The following is an 18,452-nucleotide window of genomic DNA, read 5'->3' as shown; positions in this document are numbered from 1 at the left end:
CATGGGGCCGAGGTGGCAAGGGATGCCGGCAAGACTTGCCGGAGTGTGGCGAGGGTTGCCGTGTCCGGGCCTTCAGGGCCGAGGCGTGGCGCACACGCGCAGGCCGGTGAGGGCCTCGCGTTGGGTGGGCTCGACGCGGTCGCGATTGGCGGAGTGCGCGGTGAGGTCGCTCTGGTACCAGCTGCCGCCCTGGGCGGAGGGCTTGGACGGGTCCACGCTGGAGCGGGTCCATTCCCAGACGTTTCCGGCGAGGTCGTCCACGCCGAAGGGGCTGCGGGAGCCGGGGTGGCTGCCCACTTCGTCGGGGCCGAAGCCCCAGGGCTCGCGGCCGTAGGTGACGTCGTGGTTGGCGTCGTCGGGGGAGAGCCAGTCGCCGGAGGGGTAGCGGCGGCCGTCGGCGCCTCGGGCCGCGCGCTCCCATTCGTGCTCGGTGCAGACGCGGGCGCCGGGGACGCGGCCGGTGTGGTCCAGCCAGGTGACGTAGGCGAGGGCGTCCTCGAAGGAGATGGCGGACACGGGGAAGCGCAGCCAGTTCTGCTCGGCGCGGCGGTCGCGCTTGCCGTAGCGGAGGGGTTCGCCGTCGAGGACGCTGTAGCTGGCGGAGGCGGGGCGCAGGTTGAGGCGCCAGCGGCCATCCGGTTCGCGGGAGAGGTCCACCACGGTGAGCCGGCGTCGGGAGCCGGGCATGCGCGCGGCGCGCTCCTCGGGGGAGAGGGTCTCGAGGAAGGCGATGTAGTCGCCGAAGGTCACCTCGTGACGGGCGATGAGGTACGCGCCGGTCTCGACCTCGTGGAGAGGTGGGGCGAAGAAGAAGGCGCGGCGCAGGTACGCGTTCTCGGCGGCGCCTTGCAGGAAGCGGCCGGGTGGGATGTACACGAAGCCCTCGGGGACCTGGGGGGGCTCCGGCAGGGTGAGCTCTTGTGAGAGCGATTCACCCGGGCGCAGGAGGATGGGGACGCGCACGGGGACGCGGCCGGGCGCTTCGATGAGGAGCAGGTGCGAGCCCGCGGGGAGCGAGAGTTCTCGCAGCGGTGTCAGGCCGAGGAGCGCGGTGGAGGGCTGATTCCGCGAGGCACCCATGGAGCCAGACTGTGCGGTGTCGTTCGCGGAGTCCCGCGCATGGTGTGGGCCCTCCACGTTCGGCGTCGAGGGAGGGGGCGTGAGGTTCGCATGGCCCGCTGTCGACGACGCGCCGACGGGCGCGATGTTCGACCCACTCGCGGGGGCTTGCGCCTGGTGCGGGCTCTCCGCGCTCGGTGTCGAGGCAGGAGGCGCGAGGTTCGCATGGCCCGCTGCCGACGGCGCGGTGTTCGCCCCGTTCGCGGGAGCTTGCGACTGGCGCGGGCTCTCCGCGCTCGGTGTCGATGTGGAGCCAGTGCGTGAATCCAGCAACGTCACCCGTGCGCCTGGAGGGGACGTGACAAGGGAGATGCGCGCGGGAGCATCGAGCCTGCGCTGTCGCTGCCCTCCCGTGTCATAGGCGGCGAGCCGTGCGAGGAGTTGTGCGCGGACCTCGGGCTGTCGTTGCCGGTCCGCGCGCTCCACGCGCTCCGCGAGCAGGTCCGCGAGCAGCTCGTTCAACCGCGTGCTCCCGGGGTCCAGGCCCCACGCCGTCTCGAGCGCGGCCTGGGCTCGGAGGCTGAGCGTCTCCACCGCCAGCTCCTCCTCCTGGACCTGTGTCCACAGCGTCTCGGCGGCCTCGCGATTCTGGGGGCCCGGCGTGTCGAACAGGGTGAAGGCGTCCTGTCTCAGTTGCTGGGCTCGCGCATCCTTCGCGCGCGCTTCGTCGTGATGTCGCTGTGCTTCGTTCAGATGCTGAGAGATGCGTGAGTCGAGCTGCGCACGTGACTGCACCCGGGTGACGGCCACCACCGCCAGCAGCGCGAGCGGCGCGGCGATGGCCACCGCCCAGCGAGCCACGCGGCGTTGGCGCGCGACCTGTCTGGAGCGCGCGAGGAAGTCCTGCTGGAGGCGCGCGCCGGGAAGCACGTTCGCGGCAGCGGCCTCGGAGAGCTGTCGCTCCGCATAGAGCAGCTCCGGGGGACGCCCCAGTCGCTCCCACTCCGTCGCCGCGCGCGAGAGTCGATGGCGGATGGCGCGATGCTGTTCGTCCTGTCCCAGCCAGCCGCGCAGCGTGTCCCAGTGGGTCAGCAGGCTCTCGTGCGCGAGCGTGTACACACCCTCGCCGCTCTCCGCCTCGCTCGCGGTGAGCAGTCGACCGCGAACGAGCCCGTCCAGCACCGCGCGACCGGCGTCGTCATCAGACCCACGCAGCAGCTCGTCGCGAGTGCGACGCAGCCGGGTCCCCTCGGAGGTGACCAGCTCGAGGAGGAGCTCTCGCGCCCGAGGTCGCTGCTCGGGTCTCAGTCGGTCCACCACCGCGTCCGCGTGCCGGGCCAGTGCGCCCTCCACGCCGCCCAGCGCGGTCAGCGCGGCCATCGGGATGAGGCCACGAGAGACGTCGCGTGCTTCCCAGAGGGCTTCGAGGACGAACTGCAATGACGGCAGTCCGCCCTCGGCGCGCGTGGCGGAGGTGACGAGCGCATCGACCAGCTCGGTGGACTCGAAGCGCACGCCGAGCGCACGCGCGGGACCTTCGACGGCGTCGCGCAGTCCACGCTCCGTCAAGGCGCGCACCAGGTAGAGCGCGCGAGGCAGCTCATCGCCCAGTCCCGGCAGGGCCACCAGTCGGGTGAGACAGTCGCTGCGCGCGGTGGCGAGCACGCGGATGCGCGGCACCCGGTGCAGCGCGAGCGCCAGCTCCTCGGCGAGTCGGGTGACCTGCGACGGCTCGGAGAAGGTGACGAGCTCTTCGAGCTGGTCGATGAACAGGAGCACCGGATGCGCGCTCCTGCGACGCCTGCGCAGCGCGCGAGCCAGGGCGCCCGGCTCCTCGGTCTCCACCTGTGACAGCAGCACATCCGGGCTCTCGTCGAGCGTCGGGGCGAGCGCCGCCGCCAGGGACTCCAAGGGGCGTCGCCCCGGTGCCCACGAGACGATGTCCCACGAGGTGTCACTCCCGGGACCGGTGAGCGCGGGAAGGACCCCCGCGCGACACAGCGAGGACTTGCCGACACCAGAGTCACCGGCGAGCAGCACGAAGCGCTCGCCACGAAGGCGGTCCATCACCTCACGCAGCTCCGCTTCGCGACCGAAGAAGACCGCGCGGTGCTCGGCCTCGAAGGCGCGCAGTCCGCGATAGGGATTGCCGGAGGGGAGGGGCGTCGCCTGCGCGGGGAGGTTCAGGGCTTCGAGTGCTTCCCTGAGCGCATCACCCGAATCGAAGCGCTGGTCTGCTTCCAGTGCGAGACAGCGGTCCACCACGGACGCGAAGCCAGCAGGCAGGTCGAGCCGTTGTCCCTCGAGCAGCGGTGGGCGTCGCGCTGTCACCGCGAGGCCCAGCTCCGCGAGAGGCACGTGCTGATGGGGTGCGCCGCCCGTACACAGCTCGTGCAGCATGACGCCCATCGCGTAGATGTCGGTGGCGCGACTTGCGGGCTCGCCACGCCAGAGCTCGGGAGCGAGATAGAGCGGCGTGCCGGGCACGGTGAGCCGCGGCGCGGGAGCGACACCGTCTCGGGCTCCTCCAGGCCCCGAGTCGTCCCCAGGGCTCGCGGGATGCGCTGACGCGCCGAGACCCGGAGTCATCCTCCGGTGCGGGGACCCATCGAGGTCCGGAGCCATCGCTCGCGCTCCGCTGCCCGGTGGAGCGCCGAGAGCCGATGGTGGCTGCTCAGGCCCTCCGTGTCCCGGCGATGCCTCGCGGTCCAACAGGCGCGCAGACTCCGCCGTCGCATCGATTCCCATCGCCATCGACGCATGTGCTGGCGCGCCGAGGTCCTGAGTCCACCCATGATGCAGTGGCCCATCGAGCTCGACCGTCGTTGACGGAGACGCCAGCTCGCCAGGGACTGGTGGCAGTGCAGGTCGAGGTGGCCCACCGAGGCCCCGAGCTCTCTCGTCATGCGACGGCCCGTCGATTCCCATCACCATCGACGGATGTGCTGGCGCACCAGGGTCCTGTGTCTTTCCTGGATGCGCCGGCTCAATGAGGCCAGGACTCATCGCGGGCGGAACCCGCGTCTCCACGGCCGACGCCGGCACGCCCTCGTGAGGCACTGCCGGAGCCATCGGCCGCGTCTCCACCTCCGGTGTGCGAGCCGCACGGTCCGGTTCGAGGTGACGGCGTTCGTCGCGCGCCGGCTCGACACGCGTGTCCCTCCTGGAAGCCGCTCCCCGGTCCGTATCGGGCGTCGCGCGCGGCCCCTCTTGAGCCACTGTGTGCGAACCCGACCAAGCCTCCGCCAGCCCGAAGTCGAGCAGCTTCACCTCACCGTCCTCGGAGAGGATGGCATTGGCGGGCTTGAGGTCCCGGTGCAGGACGCCCCGGCGATGCGCGGCCGCGAGCCCTCGCGCCAAGCCGATGGCGAGCGCCAGCAGCCGTCTCCCCTCGACCGGCAAGCTCAGCGTGTCCAGCGTCTCGCCCCGGATGAGCTCGGACACGAGGTAGGGCTGTCCACGCACTTCGCCCACGCGATGGATGGCGACGACATTGGGGTGCTGCAGTCGCGCAATCGCACGGGCTTCCTGGAAGAAGCGCGCCCGAGCCCCCGCGTCCGGCAACCGTCCCGCGGGCGTCGCGATGAACTTCACCGCCACCAGTCGGTCCAGCAGCGTGTCGCGCGCGAGGAACACCTGTCCCATCGCCCCGCGCCCGAGCGGCCGGAGCACCTGGTACTCCTCGAACTCGCGGGGAGGCTCCAGCAGCCCGGGCGGAGTGCTCATTCCGTGGGGGGGCCCCGGCGCGGAGCCCGGGGTTGGAGCCCGAGCTGCTTCAACTTGAACGAGAACGTCCGGATGGGCATCCCAATCAGCGCCGCCGCGCGCGTCTGCACGCCCTCCGCCTCCTCCAGCGCCTCCTGCATCCTCCGTCGCTCCAGCTCGCGAATCTCCTGCGCCAGCGGCAGCCGCGCGCGTCGGGGCGCCTCCACGGGAGCCACGTCAGGGGCCACGGGCTCACCCCCCGACACCCCCCGTCCTCCGCCGAGCATGCGCGCCGGGAGATGGTGCGGCTCCACGACATTCCCCGTCACCGCCGCGGCGACGTAGTCCATCAGGTTGCGCAGCTCGCGCACGTTGCCCGGCCACCCATGCCGAGACAGCGCATGCATCGTCCCCGACGCCAGCTCCAACTCCGGACGCCCGAGCGCCGAGCACGCCCGCTCCAGGAAGTCCCGCGCGAGCATCGGCACCTCGCGAGGCCGCTCCCGCAGCGACGGCAGCAGCACCGTGGCCGCCCCGAGCCGGAAGTACAAATCCTGTCGGAACCGCCCCTCCGCCACCTCCGCCTCCAAGTCCCGATGCGTCGCCGCCACCACGCGGATGTCGATGGGCCGCTCCCGCGTCTCTCCCACGCGGGTGACGCGACGCACCTCCAACGCACGCAGCAGCTTGGCCTGCGCGGACGCGGGCAGCTCGCCCACCTCGTCCAGGAACACCGTGCCGCCCTGCGCGCTCTCCAACAACCCCACGCGCGCATGGGTCGCCCCGGTGAACGCGCCGCGCTCGTGGCCGAACAGCTCGCTCTCCACCAGCCCCTCCGGCAACGCCGCGCAGTTGACCGGGACGAAGGGCCCGCCCGCGCGCCTGGACCAATGGTGCACGGCGAACGCGGCGTTCTCCTTGCCCACGCCCGTCTCTCCCCGGATGAGCACCGGCAGCTCACTCGCCGCCAGCCTGCGCAAGAGCGCATACAGCTGCGCCATCGCCGGGTCCGCCACCAGCACCACGCGCTCCGCCAGCGCCAGCCGCGTCACGCCCTCCGCCGCCGACGCGAAGCCTCCCGGCGCCGCTGTCTGCGCGGCCGTGCGCGCCGCGGCCACCAACGTCTCCGCGTCACACCCATCCGACGGACACGTCGCCGCGCCCAGCCGAGCGCGAGGGCTCGCGGACAACAGCGCCTCCACGCGCTCGCCCAGCCCCTCCTCGCCCGGCTCTCCGGTCACCTCGGGCAGCAGCCACAGCAGGTGCCCCGCGTCGAGCCAGCCCGCCGCCTCCGCGGGGCCCGCCTCCGACGTCAGCACCGCCTCCACCAGCTCGCGCCCCCCCTGCTCGCCGAGCGCGAGGGCCAGCACCGTCAGCGGCCGGCCATACCGCAGCGCGCGCTCCACCTCCTCGCGCAGCCGCCCCATCAACCGCTCCGAGTCCAACGCGCGCCGCGCGGGCATGGGCCGATGCCGCGCGCGCACCACCGCCACCACCGCGCCGAAGGAGACCACGTCCCCGGACAGCAGCGGCCGGGCGTCGTCGATGGGGCGGCCATTGAGGCTCGTCCCGTTCTGGCTGCCCAGGTCCACCACCCTCGGCCCCTCGTCCGTGACGAGGATGCGCGCATGTCGGCGCGAGACGCTCTCGTCCTTCAGCCGCAGGTCCGCCTTGTCGTCGCGCCCCACCAGCACCACGCCCTCCGCGGGCAGGGGGAAGCGCCACGACGACTCGCCCTCCAGCACCAACAGGTACGCGGCGCTCGTCTCGGCGGACTCCGAGCCGGAGCCGATGGGACGGGTGTCTCGGGCGCTGGGAGGCAGAGCGGACGACATCGAGCGGGCGTCCATGCTGGCACGCCCGTGTCGAGTCGGGCAACTCGTGGGCATCCTGGAAAGCTGGAGCCACATGAACCCCAACCGCAGCCTGCTCACCGGCGCAGCGTCATGGGCAGGCGTTCACCGGCGCGAGACAGGTAGACGCGCGAAGTCACACGGCCCCCCTCGTTGTGGGGGCGGACCACCGTCTGTCCCCGCAGGCCCGGCACACGGGAGAGCGAGACGAGCAGCTCCGCCTGGGAATCGTTCCCCTCGTGCTCCACCTCCAGCGTGCACAGGTGGGTGCGGCACTCCACCCGGGTGAGCCGCGAGCCCGCGAAGTCCTTCCCCCGGAAGGACTCCGTGACGAGCGACTCGGTGGTGCCCGCCCACGCCGTGTCCCGAGGCTCGGTGTTCATCGCCCCCTCCAGCTCCGCCTCCAACTCCAACACCCGCTCCTGGCGCCGCTGCTCGTACACGACGAGCGCGGCCTCCCGCGAAGGCGCGGAGTCCTCCTCGACCGGGACGTCCTCGCGCGCCGGTTGTGCGACGGGCGACGGCGGCTGCTCCAGGCGCCCCTGCCGTTGACGCAAGGACTCCAGCTCCGCGCGCAGCACGCGCACCTCCCGCTCCAGGTCCGCTGGGGCGTTGGCGGGAGCCCGAGCGGCCTCCACGGGTGTGGCGCCTCCCCCAGGCGCGTCCCCCCTCGAGCTCCAGACTCCCGCGGTGAGCACGACGGCTCCCGCCAACCCCAGCACTCCCCAGCGGACCTTGGACATGGCGGCTACTCCGAGATGTAGAAGCTGGAGAGCGCGGAGTTGAAGCCGGAGTAGGGCGCCGGCAGCTCACAGCGCAGCGCGATGAAGCCGCTCACCGAGGCGAAGGTCGTCGGCACGCTCAGGCTGATGGTCTTCGGGTTCGCGGTGTCGGCGCCCGCCGTGCAACCCGTGTCGGAGGCGAGGGCGGTGCCGTCGGACTCCGTCACCGTGGCGGTGCAGCACACGTTCTCGGTGAGGTGCGGGTCTCGCGCGGTGACGAGGAAGGACACCGTCTCGTTGAAGCCGGGGATGGTGACGTTGCGCTGCACCGGGCACACCACCTCGAGCGCGCTGCCCGTCTGGTTGATGAGCCGGCCGCTGCGGAACATGCTGGGCGCGCTGAAGCCCGACACGGAGGTGCACAGCGAGCCCGCGTAGGTCGCCGGACCGGCGAGCGTCGGCATCGCACCGAGCACCGCGAGCGCGGCCACGGACTGCTTGAACAGGTTCTTCGTCATGGAGGTCTTCCTCGTCGCGCGCGTCCCCCTCGAGCTGTCGCGTCATGCGCAAACTGGGGTGACGTGCTGGCCGCGAGGAAGAGCAACGCGAGTGCCAAGCAGTCCCGGCCCGGAGCGGCCTCGCGGGCACGGCAAGTCTTGCCGTACTCCCCGCGAGTCGGACGGCAAGCCTTGCCAGGGCCGGCGAACCTTGCCGGTGGAGACGACGAAGCCCCGGCCCACCACGGGCACCGGGGCTTCGGAAACCTCGGACGCGAGCGGACTACTTGCGCGCGGGGGCGCTGTGCGCGACGTGGTTCTGCGACTGGAGCGCCGGGGGCGAGGCGTTCAGCGTGCCCAGGTACAGCCGCCCGTGGAAGCCATCCGCGCGCGCCTCGCTGGCGAGCGCCACGCCGGGGCGCTGCTTGGAGGACTGCCGCGCCTGGAGCGTGGGGCTGATGCCGAAGACATTGCACTCCACGTCGTCCCAGACGCTGTAGCGACAGGCGAACTGGGTGCCGCGCTGGAAGCCCACGTCCAGCGCGCGCACGGAGGGCAGCGCCTTCGCCACGCGCGCGCCCATGGGCTCCAGGTCGCCGTCCCAGTCCACCTTCGAGGTGCGCGCGTGCACGCTGCCGGTGAGCACCAGCGTCCAGGCCTGGGCGCGCTGGGCCTGGAAGGCGAGGAGGTTTCCGGCGAGCTGCGCCTCGCGCTCGTTGCCCTGCGCCTTGTCCGCGTCGATGGCGGCCAGCGCCACGTCCTTGCCGGAGGCGCGCAGGCGGCGGGCCTGCTCCACGAGCCACAGCATGGCGCGGCTGCTGCGTCCGTCCTGGTGCGCGCGGCGCCAGAAGGCGCTCTCCCGGAGCAGCTCCTGCGCGTCCTGCGACGTGCCCTCGCTGGCGAGGTAGCGCGTCAGGAGCGGCTGCTCGGAGGCGGGCACCGACAGGGCCAGCGTCACCGGCAGCCCCTGGGCGGTGGCCTCGCACAGCATGCGCAGCGCCGCGGAGGGCAGCTCCTGGGTGCCCAGCGGGTCCGCCATCAGCACCACCCCACCGGCCGACAAGAGCGACGTGGCGCCCTCCACCCGCTCGCCGCAATCCGGGGCTGCGCTGGACGCATCGCCCGCCTCGCCCCAGCCCTCCATCATCACCGAGCGCATGGACACCGGCGCGTTGCCGCCCACCAGCTCCAGCGCGGGCACCATCTCCATCCGGGCCAGCAGCGTCTGCTCGACGTCCAGGTCCCGGTAGCCGCGCACGTAGCGGAAGCGCTCCAGGCCGGGCGCGTTGGGGAAGGGGTTGCGCATGGCGATGGTGCGCAGGGCGTTGTGCCGCGCGGGAGGCGCGCTCAGGTGGGCCTCGGACCTCGCGTCGAACGCGTGCTCGGTCTCCTCGAGCGACAGCTGGCTGTCGCGGCTCGTCATGTCGCCAATCTGCTTGGGCGTCTCCTCGATGAGGTTCTCCATCTCGGAGTAGCTGAGGCGGAACACCCGGATGAGCGTCTGGCGGGGCCCCAGCCGCTCGCCCTTCACGTAGTAGCGCTCGTGGTTGCGCAGGCCGTTGCGGTTCTTGCCGGGCTCGTGCGCGGAGGAGAACAGCTCCAGGCCGCCCTCCTTCTCCATCACGTCGTAGCGCTGCTCCTCGAGCACGCGCCGCGCCATCATCATCGCGTCCTCGGGGGGCGCCAGGTACACGGTCTCGTGGGTGGGCGTCTCGTACTCCCCCGTCTCGGGGTTGAACTGGGTGTCGAGCCCCCGGGTGAGGGTGGTACACCCCGCACACCCCAGGACGCCCATCAGCAAGCCGATTCGACGCATCACTTCCTCCGTGCAGCCCAGGCGCATCCGGGCCGCGGTGTCTCGAGCTGGAGCCGCGGCGGGAACGACGGGTACACGGGGAGTATATCGCGGGGGGAGTCACCTCCCCAGCCGGTGGGGACGGGCCGTGTGGTGGGGGACACGCGCCCGCTCGGAGGAGGCTCTGGCTGTGCACCCGTCGACGGGGACGAGCCGATGGCCGCCGCCCCCACGTCCGCAGAGCGAGCGTTCGGCGGGCACTCCTTGACGCGGTGGGTTGGTGTCGGGCGCCCGGCTGTAGTGAACTTCCCCGCCGTGCCTGCCTCTCCCGCTGTCTCCTCCGTGGCGCAGGAACGGACCGTGGGTCCGCTCCAGCTGCTCGCCTTGGGCGTCAACGGCATCGTCGGCGTGGGCATCTTCTTCGCGCCCGCGGAGGTGGCCGCGCGAACGCCGGGCCTGGGCGCGGTGCTCGCGTTCGCGGTGACGGGGCTGGCGCTGGTGCCGGTGGCGCTCGCGTTCGCGGTGCTGGGCCGGCGCTTCGACGCGGATGGCGGGCCCGTGGTGTTCGCGCGAGCGGCCTTCGGTGAGCGGGTGGCCTTCCTGGTGGGCTGGGTGGCCTACGTCAGCGCGTTCCTGAGCACGTCCGCGGTGGTGGCGGGGCTGTCGCAAGCGGTGGCGCCGTCGCTGGGGCTCGAGGGCGCGTGGGGACAGCGGGGGTTGGCCTCGGCGCTCGTGACGGCGCTGGGAGCGATTGTCGCCTCGGGCATCCGCGTGTCGGCGAGGGCGTGGACGGCGCTCACCGTGCTCAAGCTCCTGCCGCTCGGGGCGCTGCTCGTCGCCTTCGTCGCGGTGGCGTTGTCGGGGCCGCTGCCCGTCGCGGCGAGCCCCGTGGCGTGGACGGCGGGGGCGTGGCTGCCCGCGGGGCTGACGGTGATGTTCGCGTACCAGGGCTTCGAAGTCGTGCCGGTGATTGCCGGGCAGGTGCGCTCGTCGGAGAGGAGCGTGCCGTGGGCCACCGTGGGCTCGCTCCTGGGCGCGGTGCTCCTGTACGTGGGGCTGGTCTGGGCGTGCGTGGCGGCGCTGCCGGAGCTGGCCTCGTCCAGCGCGCCCCTGGCCTCGGCGGCGGGCGTGTGGGGCGGGGCGGGGCTGTCGCGCGTGGTGGCGATGGGCACCAGCGTGTCCGCGCTGGGCATCTGCGTGGGGATGATGGTGACGACGCCGCGCTACCTGTCCGCGCTCGCGTCGGGGGACAGGACGCTGTTGGGGCTGGAGCGCATGTCACCCAAGGGCGTGCCCGTGCGGGCGCTGGGCGTCACGTGGGCGGTGGTGCTGGTGTTCGTGAACCTGGGGAACCTGTCGGAGCTCTTCGCGCTCTCCAGCATCGCCGTGCTGATGCAGTACGGCGTCACGGCGGCGGCGCTGGCGTGGCTCTCCTTCCGACGGGAGCGCGCGTTGACGCCGTGGCATGCGGTGCTGGCGGTGCCCACGCTCGCGCTCGGCCTGACGCTGGTGGCGTTCGGCGCGAGCCTGCGGGAGGCCGCCACCACCGGTGGCGCGGTGGTGGCGGGCCTGGTGCTACGGGGCCTGTCCCGGCCGAGGGCCTAGAACTGGCTCCAGAGGTACTGGTTGGTGATTTCGTGGTGGAACTGGATTTCGGACGTCTTCACGCGCGTGCCCAGCTGCTTGGGGCAACGCTCGGCGGAGGCGGTCTTCAGTTCCGCGAACTTGCTCTGCACGTTCTCGCCCAGGATGTTGGCGACGAACGAGCTGCCCTTGAAGAGGCGCACGGCGTCGAAGATGTTGTCGGGCAGGAAGCGGGTGCGGCTGCGCTTGGACTCGGCGTCCTCCTGGGGCTGCGGGCCCTCCAGGCCGGTGCGCAGCAGGGTGTAGAGCACCAGGTAGGGGTTGGCGTCCGGGGCCACGGAGCGGCACTCGACGCGGGCCGAGCGCTCGTTGCCGTAGGGGATGCGCACCATGGCGCCGCGGTTGTTGGCGCTGGCCTTGATCTGATTCGGCGCCTCGTAGTGCGGGTCCAGGCGGCGGTACGCGTTGACGCTGGAGTTGAGGACCAGGCAGATGTCGTTGGCGTTGGTGAGCAGCCGGTCGATGAAGTCCCAGCCCATCTGGCTGAGGTTGTCCTGGCCGGCCTTGTCGTAGAACAGGTTCTTGTTGTTCTTCGACAGCGACATGTTCATGTGCATGCCGTTGCCATTGACGCCCGTCACCGGCTTCGGGAGGAAGCTGGCGGTGGTGTCCATCTGCGCGGCGACCTGGCGGCAGAGCAGCTTGTAGAGCTGGATCTGGTCCGCGGAGACCAGGGCCTCGCTGTACGAGAAGTTCATCTCGAACTGGCTGGGGGCCACCTCGGGGTGGTCCTTCTCGTTCTGGAAGCCCATGGCGCGCTGGGCCTCGGCGGCCTTGTCGATGAAGGCGCGCAGCGGGTCACCGGGCAGCGAGTGGTAGTAGCCGCCGGTGGAGATGAAGTCGAACTTGCCCGTCTCGTGGTAGTGGCGCTCGGCGTCGCGGCCCTTGAAGAGGAAGCCCTCGACTTCGGGCGCGGCGTGGAAGACGGTGCCGTCCTTCTGGTACAGCGCCTCGGTGACGCGCTTGAGCTGGCCGCGCATGTCGGCGTGGTAGGGCGAGCCGTCGCGCTCGAGGACTTCGCTGAACACCAGCACCTTGCCGGGTCCGAAGATGTCCGAGGGCAGCCAGTAGAACGAGCCCCAGTCGACGTTGAGGCGCAGGTCACTCTCCGCCTGCTGGGAGAAGCCGCGGATGGAGGAGCCGTCGAAGGTGAGGTTGTCGGCGCTCTTGAGGAGGAACTTCTTGTCGTAGTCCAGCATGTGCAGCCGACCCTCGAGGTCGGTGAAGCACACGGTGACGGCCTTCAGGTTGCGCTCGTCGGTGAGGTACTTGACGCGCTCCTCGCGGACCTTGTCGGCCGACACGTGCTGGAGGCGCTGCTCCTTCACCTTGAGGTTGCGCTCCTCCAGCTCGTCGTAGGGAATCTCCAGGAACGTCCGCAGCCCCTTCGTCTCCATGTGTTCCGTGCCTCCAGGCCGGTCGTCACCGCCAGAGCGGTGATTTCGAATCCGTGGGCGCAGGTATTTACATTTGGAGATGGGAAATCAAGCCTAAATTCCGTGTCGTGAAGCTTAAAAGATTGGTCCAAAAAGCTTTAGAGCATGGTGGGCAACACTCTGGAGGGGCGCTGGAGGCTCTGGGATGACCTCCGGTGGACACTTGGAGGCCTCCGGAGCCTGCCTGCCTGGTTGGGGGTGGGAGGGGTAGTTTCTTGTGAGCGTCGGGGTGGTTTTCGAAGATGCGAGCATGAGCTCGATGTGGATTCTGGACGAGGCACCTCCGGCGCCGGATGCGCGCATCCCCTATGGGCCGGGGACGCATCACTTCGGAGAGCTGCGACTTCCCTCGGGGCCGGGGCCGCATCCCGTCGTCATCGCCATCCACGGCGGGTTCTGGCGCGCGAAGTACGACCTGGGCCACCTGGGCCACGCATGCGCGGCGCTCACCGCGAGCGGCTTCGCCACCTGGAGCCTGGAGTTCCGACGCGTCGGCCACGAGGGTGGCGGCTATCCCGGAACCCTGGAGGACGTCGCGCTCGGCGCGGACTTCCTGCGCACCCTCGCGGAGTCGCATCCCCTGGACCTGTCGCGCGTCGTGTTCCTCGGCCACTCGGCCGGAGGTCACCTCGCGCTGTGGCTCGCCGCGCGGCCCCGGCTGCCCTCGGGCAATTCGCTCTACAGCCCGACGCCGCTGCGGCCGCTCGGCGTCGTCTCGCTCGCGGGGGTGGCTGATGTCACGCGCGCCTATGAGCTGGGCCTCAGCGACAACGCGGCGGGACAGTTCCTCGGGGGCTCGCCCCTGGAGGTGCCCCTGCGCTACCAGCGCGCCTCACCCGCCGCGCTCCAGCCGCTCGGCGTCCCCCAGGTCCTCCTGCATGGCTCCGAGGACGACACCGTCCCCGTGGCGATGAGCGCGGACTTCTGCTCGCGGGGCCGCGCGCACGGGGACGAGGTGCGCTGCGTCGTGCTCCCCGGCGCGGGCCACTTCGAGGTCGTGGACCCACGCTCACGCGAGTGGGCCCAGGTCGTCGACGCCGTGCGCTCGCTGCTGTGACGCGAGCGCTTCAGTTCACGTCGCCGAAGACGACGTTGTAGCCCACCGTGTTCGTGCCGCCCGTGCCCGCGCTCATGCACGTGAAGGTGCTGGTCACGTCGTCATAGGCGTACGTGTACGCCGTGGGACACGCCTTCTTCAGGAACGCGAGCCAGGGCTGGACGTTCTGCGCCCACGCCGGGTTGTTCGCGTAGCACTGCCCCTGGCCTTGCTGGCTCGGGTTGTTGCCGGGCTCCAGCAGCGTGGGCCAGAAGCTCCCCGCGTCGTTGCCCGGGTAGGTCGCGCAGCCGCAGCAGGCTGGCGTGTCCGCGTTGCTGTTGTAGCAGGATGAACCGAAGTTGCCGGCGCACAGGAAGAGATTGGTGAGCGTGTCCTGCACGGCGCCGCTCTGGGTCTGCACCGTCATCGTCTGGTTGCAGTCCAGCGGCCCGTAGCCGAAGGTGGTGCTCGCCGAGCACAGGTCTTCATAGGACCACCAGCCGATGGACTGGCCACACGTCTGCACGAGCGGCGACGTGCCGCCGACACCCGGCAGGAACGCCGTGCCGCACACGGCCGTGCCTCCGTCTCCCGCGCAGTCGCTGTCCGACGTGCACGTGCTGCAATAGCCCGCGTCCGGGTTGTTGGGGTTGCCGCACACCTGTCCGTTCGCACACGTGGGACCGCACTTCGTCCACGTCGGCTGACACACGCCGCCGGCGCACGTCGTCCCCGCGCCGCAGTCACTGTCCTGTCCACAGGCGGGCAGCACGACGGCCCGGAGCAGGGCGGTGTAGTCGGCGGGGAGGCCCGCGCTCGTGTCGGGCGCGAAGCTCCACGAGCACGCCTCCAACAGGCCCGTGGTGTTGTTCCCCTGGACGCTCGTGGAGCCCGCCGTGCCACAGGAGTACGGAGACGGTGGCGTCGGCGCCGCGAAGCCTCCATCACCGCTGGGGCCCATCTGGAGGCTCACGTTCGCTCCGTTGATGACGGTGACGTCGTAGAAGTCGACGGTGTTCGGCTGGAGCGTGAACTCCGCGGCCGTGAAGGGATTGGTTCCGCCCTTGCCGAGTGGACAGGGCATGCCGGCCGCGTTGCCGCAGTCCGCGCTCAGGCAGCCCGTGCCATCGGACTGACAGCCCAGCCGTCCGAACAGGCCGCCGCTCCAGCCGATGGGCGACCGACACATGCACGAGGCGCCGCCATCCTCCGGGCACTGCGTCGCCGGGTCCGTGAGGTTGCCGCCATCCGCGAGCAGACAGCGGCCACTCTGGCATTGTGAGTTCTGGAGGCACGCCGTCATTCCCGGTTGAAGGTTCGCGAACGCGGGCGGCAGCGACGAGGGCATGCACAGCGTCGTCGACTCCTGGGCCGTCAACTCCAGCGCATCGAGCGGAACCCCGCCATCCGTCCTCGGGTACTGACAGAGCCCCAGCGCCACGGTGCAGGACTGACCGCTCGGGCACGGGTCGCCGGACGAACTGCACGCCTGGTTCTCGCCGGGGACGACGGACTGGAAGTAGCACTTGCCTCCGTTGGCGAGACTGCACTCCTGCACCTGGGTGGAGCACGTCGTGCCGTTGGGGCAGGAGGCCTGTCCACCGTCGGCGCACATGCACAGGCCCGTGGTGGAGTCACAGCCCTCCGTGCCGCAGTCGTTGCACGCCGGCACCTCCACCGCGCCCGTGCACAGCGCGGTGGGGAGGTCGACGGTGACGATGGGCGCGCCGCCATTGCAGCCCGAGTCGGGCGCCACCATGCACTGTCCCGTATTCGTGTCGCACATGTTGCCCGAGTTGCAATCCGCGAAGCTGGTGCATCCCGGGTTCACGCAGGACTGGTTCGGCCCACAGTCGCTGTCCGTGGTGCAGGTGAAGGGCGGAGGCGCCGCGCCCGCGGTCTGTCCAATCCAGACCGTCTGGCTCGCCTGGTTCGTCAGCGTGAAGGGGCGGAAGCCGGGCGGGCAGGCGGATGAACCCGCGTCGCTTGGAGTGGGTGTGTCCGTGGGCTCGCGGCCCTGGAGGGTGCCGAACACCACGAGCGCGACAGCCAGTCCAAGCGACACCACGGGAATGAGCAGACGACGTGACGCCATGACGGGCCTCTCAGTCAGGTCTGTCGCGCGACGGTAGTGGGCGGACGCATCCAGCCCAAGGATTCGGGGCGTCGGCCGCTCGCACGCGCGCGAACGAACCCGGGGCCCCTGATTCCCCAGGCCGCGCGCCTCACCTTCGTGGCCGAGTCAGGGCTGACGCGCTGCCTGCCCAGGTATTTCGCGCCCCAGGACTTGCGCGAGAGAGGGCCATTGCTAAACTGAACTATATGGTTCAGTATCAATCCCGACTCGATGCGACGTTTGGAGCGCTGGCGGATGTGACGCGCAGGGGCGTCCTGGAGCGGTTGGGCCAGGGCGAGGCGTCCATCACGGAGCTGGCGGAGCGCTTCGACATGACCCTGACGGGCATGAAGAAGCACGTGCACGTGCTCGAGGAAGCAGGGTTGGTCATCACGCAGAAGCAGGGGCGGGTGAGGACCTGCCGGCTAGGGCCATGTCGCCTCGAGGACGAGGTGGCGTGGATGAATGGCTATCGGCGTCTGGTGGAAGCGCGGCTCGACCGGCTCGGCGAGTTCCTCGCGCGAACGAAAGGGGAAGAGGAATGAACACGGCACTCAGGGAAGCACTCGTCACTCAGCCGACGGACCGCGAGATTCGCGTCGAGCGCATCTTCGATGCGAAGCGCGAGCGGGTCTGGAAGGCGATGACGGACGCGAAGCAGGTGGCGCAGTGGTGGGGGCGGGGCAACAAGCTGGTGGTGGAGCGCCTGGAGGTGGAGCGGGGAGGCCACTGGCGCTTCGTCGAGCACGCGGATGGACAGGAGCACGGCTTCGAGGGGCGTTTCAGAGAGGTGACGCCCGTCGAGCGGCTGGTGCAGACCTTCGAATGGGACGGCATGCCCGGCTACGTCATCCTCAACACGACGACGCTGGAGGACCTGGGGGACGGGCGCACGAAGGTGGTGGCGGTGTCGTTCTTCTTCACGACGGAGGAGCGCGACGGCATGGCGGCCTCCGGCATGGCGGACGGCCTCAATCAGAGCTACCGCGCGCTCGACGCGTTGTTGGCGCGCGAGCCGTAGTCGCGCAAGGCTGGGCACTCCCGCCCGCCACGTGAGGTGATGGGCGGGAGTCGTTCATCAGTTCAGGAGGCAGTCGTAGATGCTCATGTCGCCGTGGTGCGCGCTCGAACCGGCAACTCGCGCCAGCTGAGTCCGTCGCCCCCGACCCTGCTCACGGCGTCGAGGAATCTTTCGGTGCAGATGACCATCGTCGCGAAGTTCCCGACCCGGAAGAGGTCAAGGTCGGAGGGCAGTGACGACGCGTCCAGAATGGGCTCATCGGGGCGCTTGAGCCCAAACCGCCCACAGGTCGTGCAGGGCGGAGAGACTTCGTCCGGAATGCAATCCGGATGGAGCTGCCCTCGGTGGGCTAACTGCATCTCCAAGACGTCTGGTGGCGACTTCTGGCGAGACCGGAGTTCCGTAGGAAAAGCATCGAGGCCTCGGACTCCTCCTGCCTGGAGGCCATCGAGCACCCTGCGATGGAGCAACAGCTCATCAACGACCCAGGTGAAGTCAGGGAGCTGACCACTGCATCTGCCGACCAATGGGCCGAAGGTCGTCCCAGGCGGCAGAGGGGCACCCGGTGGCGCAAGGGGCAACACCAGCGCCCTGAGTCGCGCGAGTTCATCGAATGGTTCTTGCCGCGCCTTCCGGAACTCACGCTCCTTCTCCCCGAGTGGCGTGAGGTCGACTCCAGGGTAGTAGTGGCCCGCCGCAGCCCAACCCTTCTCACACGTGGGGCACTTCAGCAGGCCAGGGAGCCCCCAGCGATGCGAAGCATCGACATGCCCACCGTCCCTGGTGGCCGCAGCTTGGTCCTCGTCCAACCAGTAGAATCGGTCCATCTCACGTCCCAGGTCGTGAATAGTGCGATTGAATCGGTCCGCCTGTGAGCTGGAACCGGTAGATGAGCTCGCCAGCGTGCTTGAAGATCTCCTCTGGCGATGCGGAGGCGTTGCTTCTGATGAACTGCCGCCAGGCCTCGTTCCACTGCCCTCCCGGCCCACCGACTTGGTGAATCCGCCGATGCACTTCGTATGGGAGGGGGAGCGTGTAGTTGTGAATCTTCACGCCTTGCCGCTCGAACCACTCCTTGAGCCGTGCCTCCTGCGGGAAGAAGTGGTGCTTCTCCCATCTCCCAGAAGGAAGCTGGTGTGAGGGCGGGATGATTCTCTCGGGAGCGCCGTTCCAGTTGGGGAACGTCATCACCCAACCCTTGGGGAGCCGCTGGCCGCCACCCCAGTTCCGCCGTGGGCCAGAACCTGGTGCCGCCGCGGCTGCCGGCGGGAATCGGGCCAGTTCTATCTGCCCGAAGTCCCGGTCGCACGGGTAGAAGCCACAGGTGTCACCCAGGCACAGAAGCGTGACTCACTGGTCGTCGAGCGGTGTGTCGCACTCGAGCTCCGCCGCCTCCCAAGCCTCCTGCATGGGCTGCTTCCCTGAGGTTGCACAGCCCGACCACGCAACGAGAAGCGCCGAAAGCCAAACAACTCTCAGAACGTTCATGGGGCGGCGCAGCATGCCTTGCAATCAAGACGCTGCGCCACCGTCCCCTGCCTTCGTCATTGCGCTGACATTGGCCCTCC

Annotated in this window: 12 protein-coding genes and 1 pseudogene; 4 read left to right on the top strand and 9 right to left on the bottom strand. The window is 70.3% G+C overall.

Annotated elements, in window-relative coordinates:
- Positions 1–72: 72 nt before the first annotated feature.
- The 5 genes from LXT21_RS08165 to LXT21_RS08145 all read right to left on the bottom strand — a co-directional run bounded on the left by LXT21_RS08165 (position 73) and on the right by LXT21_RS08145 (position 9,652).
- Positions 73–4,785: an nSTAND1 domain-containing NTPase gene (locus LXT21_RS08165; protein ID WP_254037516.1), complete on the bottom strand. Its 4,713-nt coding sequence runs from the start codon at positions 4,783–4,785 to the stop codon at positions 73–75.
- Positions 4,782–6,599 carry a sigma 54-interacting transcriptional regulator gene (locus tag LXT21_RS08160; RefSeq protein ID WP_254037515.1) on the bottom strand — a complete coding sequence of 606 codons (1,818 nt, stop codon included), beginning with the start codon at positions 6,597–6,599 and terminating at the stop codon, positions 4,782–4,784. The genes LXT21_RS08165 and LXT21_RS08160 overlap by 4 nt, the downstream gene beginning before the upstream one ends.
- Positions 6,600–6,694: 95 nt before the next feature.
- Positions 6,695–7,360, bottom strand: coding sequence for a hypothetical protein (locus LXT21_RS08155; RefSeq protein WP_254037514.1), 666 nt, complete (start codon positions 7,358–7,360; stop codon positions 6,695–6,697).
- Between the two features lie 5 nt (positions 7,361–7,365).
- Positions 7,366–7,857 (bottom strand): hypothetical protein, encoded by a 492-nt coding sequence (locus tag LXT21_RS08150; RefSeq protein WP_254037513.1) that lies wholly within the window; start codon positions 7,855–7,857, stop codon positions 7,366–7,368.
- 262 nt (positions 7,858–8,119) lie between these two features.
- On the bottom strand, positions 8,120–9,652 hold the full coding sequence (locus LXT21_RS08145) for a hypothetical protein (RefSeq protein ID WP_254037512.1): 1,533 nt from the start codon (positions 9,650–9,652) through the stop codon (positions 8,120–8,122).
- A 339-nt stretch (positions 9,653–9,991) separates the two neighbouring features.
- Between LXT21_RS08145 and LXT21_RS08140 the strand changes: the two genes are divergently transcribed.
- Complete coding sequence (locus LXT21_RS08140) at positions 9,992–11,236, top strand: APC family permease (protein ID WP_254037511.1); 1,245 nt, start codon at positions 9,992–9,994, stop codon at positions 11,234–11,236.
- On the opposite strand, the gene LXT21_RS08135 is transcribed toward LXT21_RS08140, so the two are convergent.
- Positions 11,233–12,672, bottom strand: a complete 1,440-nt coding sequence (locus LXT21_RS08135) for a glutamine synthetase family protein (RefSeq protein WP_254037510.1) — start codon at positions 12,670–12,672, stop codon at positions 11,233–11,235. The two genes, LXT21_RS08140 and LXT21_RS08135, sit on opposite strands and share 4 nt — an antisense overlap.
- Before the next feature lie 289 nt (positions 12,673–12,961).
- Here LXT21_RS08135 and LXT21_RS08130 point away from each other — a divergent pair, with 289 nt between their 5' ends.
- A complete protein-coding gene (locus tag LXT21_RS08130) occupies positions 12,962–13,768 on the top strand; it encodes an alpha/beta hydrolase family protein (RefSeq protein ID WP_254037509.1) in 807 nt (268 codons plus the stop codon).
- A 10-nt stretch (positions 13,769–13,778) separates the two neighbouring features.
- Here the strand turns inward: LXT21_RS08130 and LXT21_RS08125 are convergent, their stop codons facing one another.
- Entirely contained in the window at positions 13,779–15,842 is a 2,064-nt protein-coding gene (locus tag LXT21_RS08125) for a thaumatin family protein (RefSeq protein ID WP_254037508.1), read from the bottom strand.
- Between the two features lie 227 nt (positions 15,843–16,069).
- Between LXT21_RS08125 and LXT21_RS08120 the strand changes: the two genes are divergently transcribed.
- The gene (locus LXT21_RS08120) at positions 16,070–16,408 is read left to right on the top strand and encodes an ArsR/SmtB family transcription factor (RefSeq protein ID WP_254037507.1); all 339 of its coding nucleotides are present in this window, start codon (positions 16,070–16,072) and stop codon (positions 16,406–16,408) included.
- Entirely contained in the window at positions 16,405–16,884 is a 480-nt protein-coding gene (locus tag LXT21_RS08115) for an SRPBCC family protein (RefSeq protein WP_254037506.1), read from the top strand. Before LXT21_RS08120 ends, LXT21_RS08115 begins: the two co-directional genes overlap by 4 nt.
- An 83-nt stretch (positions 16,885–16,967) precedes the next feature.
- Here the strand turns inward: LXT21_RS08115 and sitI6 are convergent, their stop codons facing one another.
- Entirely contained in the window at positions 16,968–17,711 is a 744-nt protein-coding gene (gene sitI6 / locus LXT21_RS08110; protein WP_254037505.1) for a SitI6 family double-CXXCG motif immunity protein, read from the bottom strand.
- A 1-nt stretch (position 17,712) separates the two neighbouring features.
- Positions 17,713–18,372, bottom strand: a pseudogene (sitA6, locus tag LXT21_RS08105) (SitA6 family polymorphic toxin lipoprotein).
- Between the last annotated feature and the right edge of the window lie 80 nt (positions 18,373–18,452).

Origin of the sequence: Myxococcus guangdongensis (genome assembly GCF_024198255.1) — a bacterium.
GTDB lineage: Bacteria > Myxococcota > Myxococcia > Myxococcales > Myxococcaceae > Myxococcus > Myxococcus guangdongensis.
The sequence above is the reverse complement of the archived record's forward strand: the minus strand, read 5'-3'. Positions and strand labels throughout refer to the sequence as shown.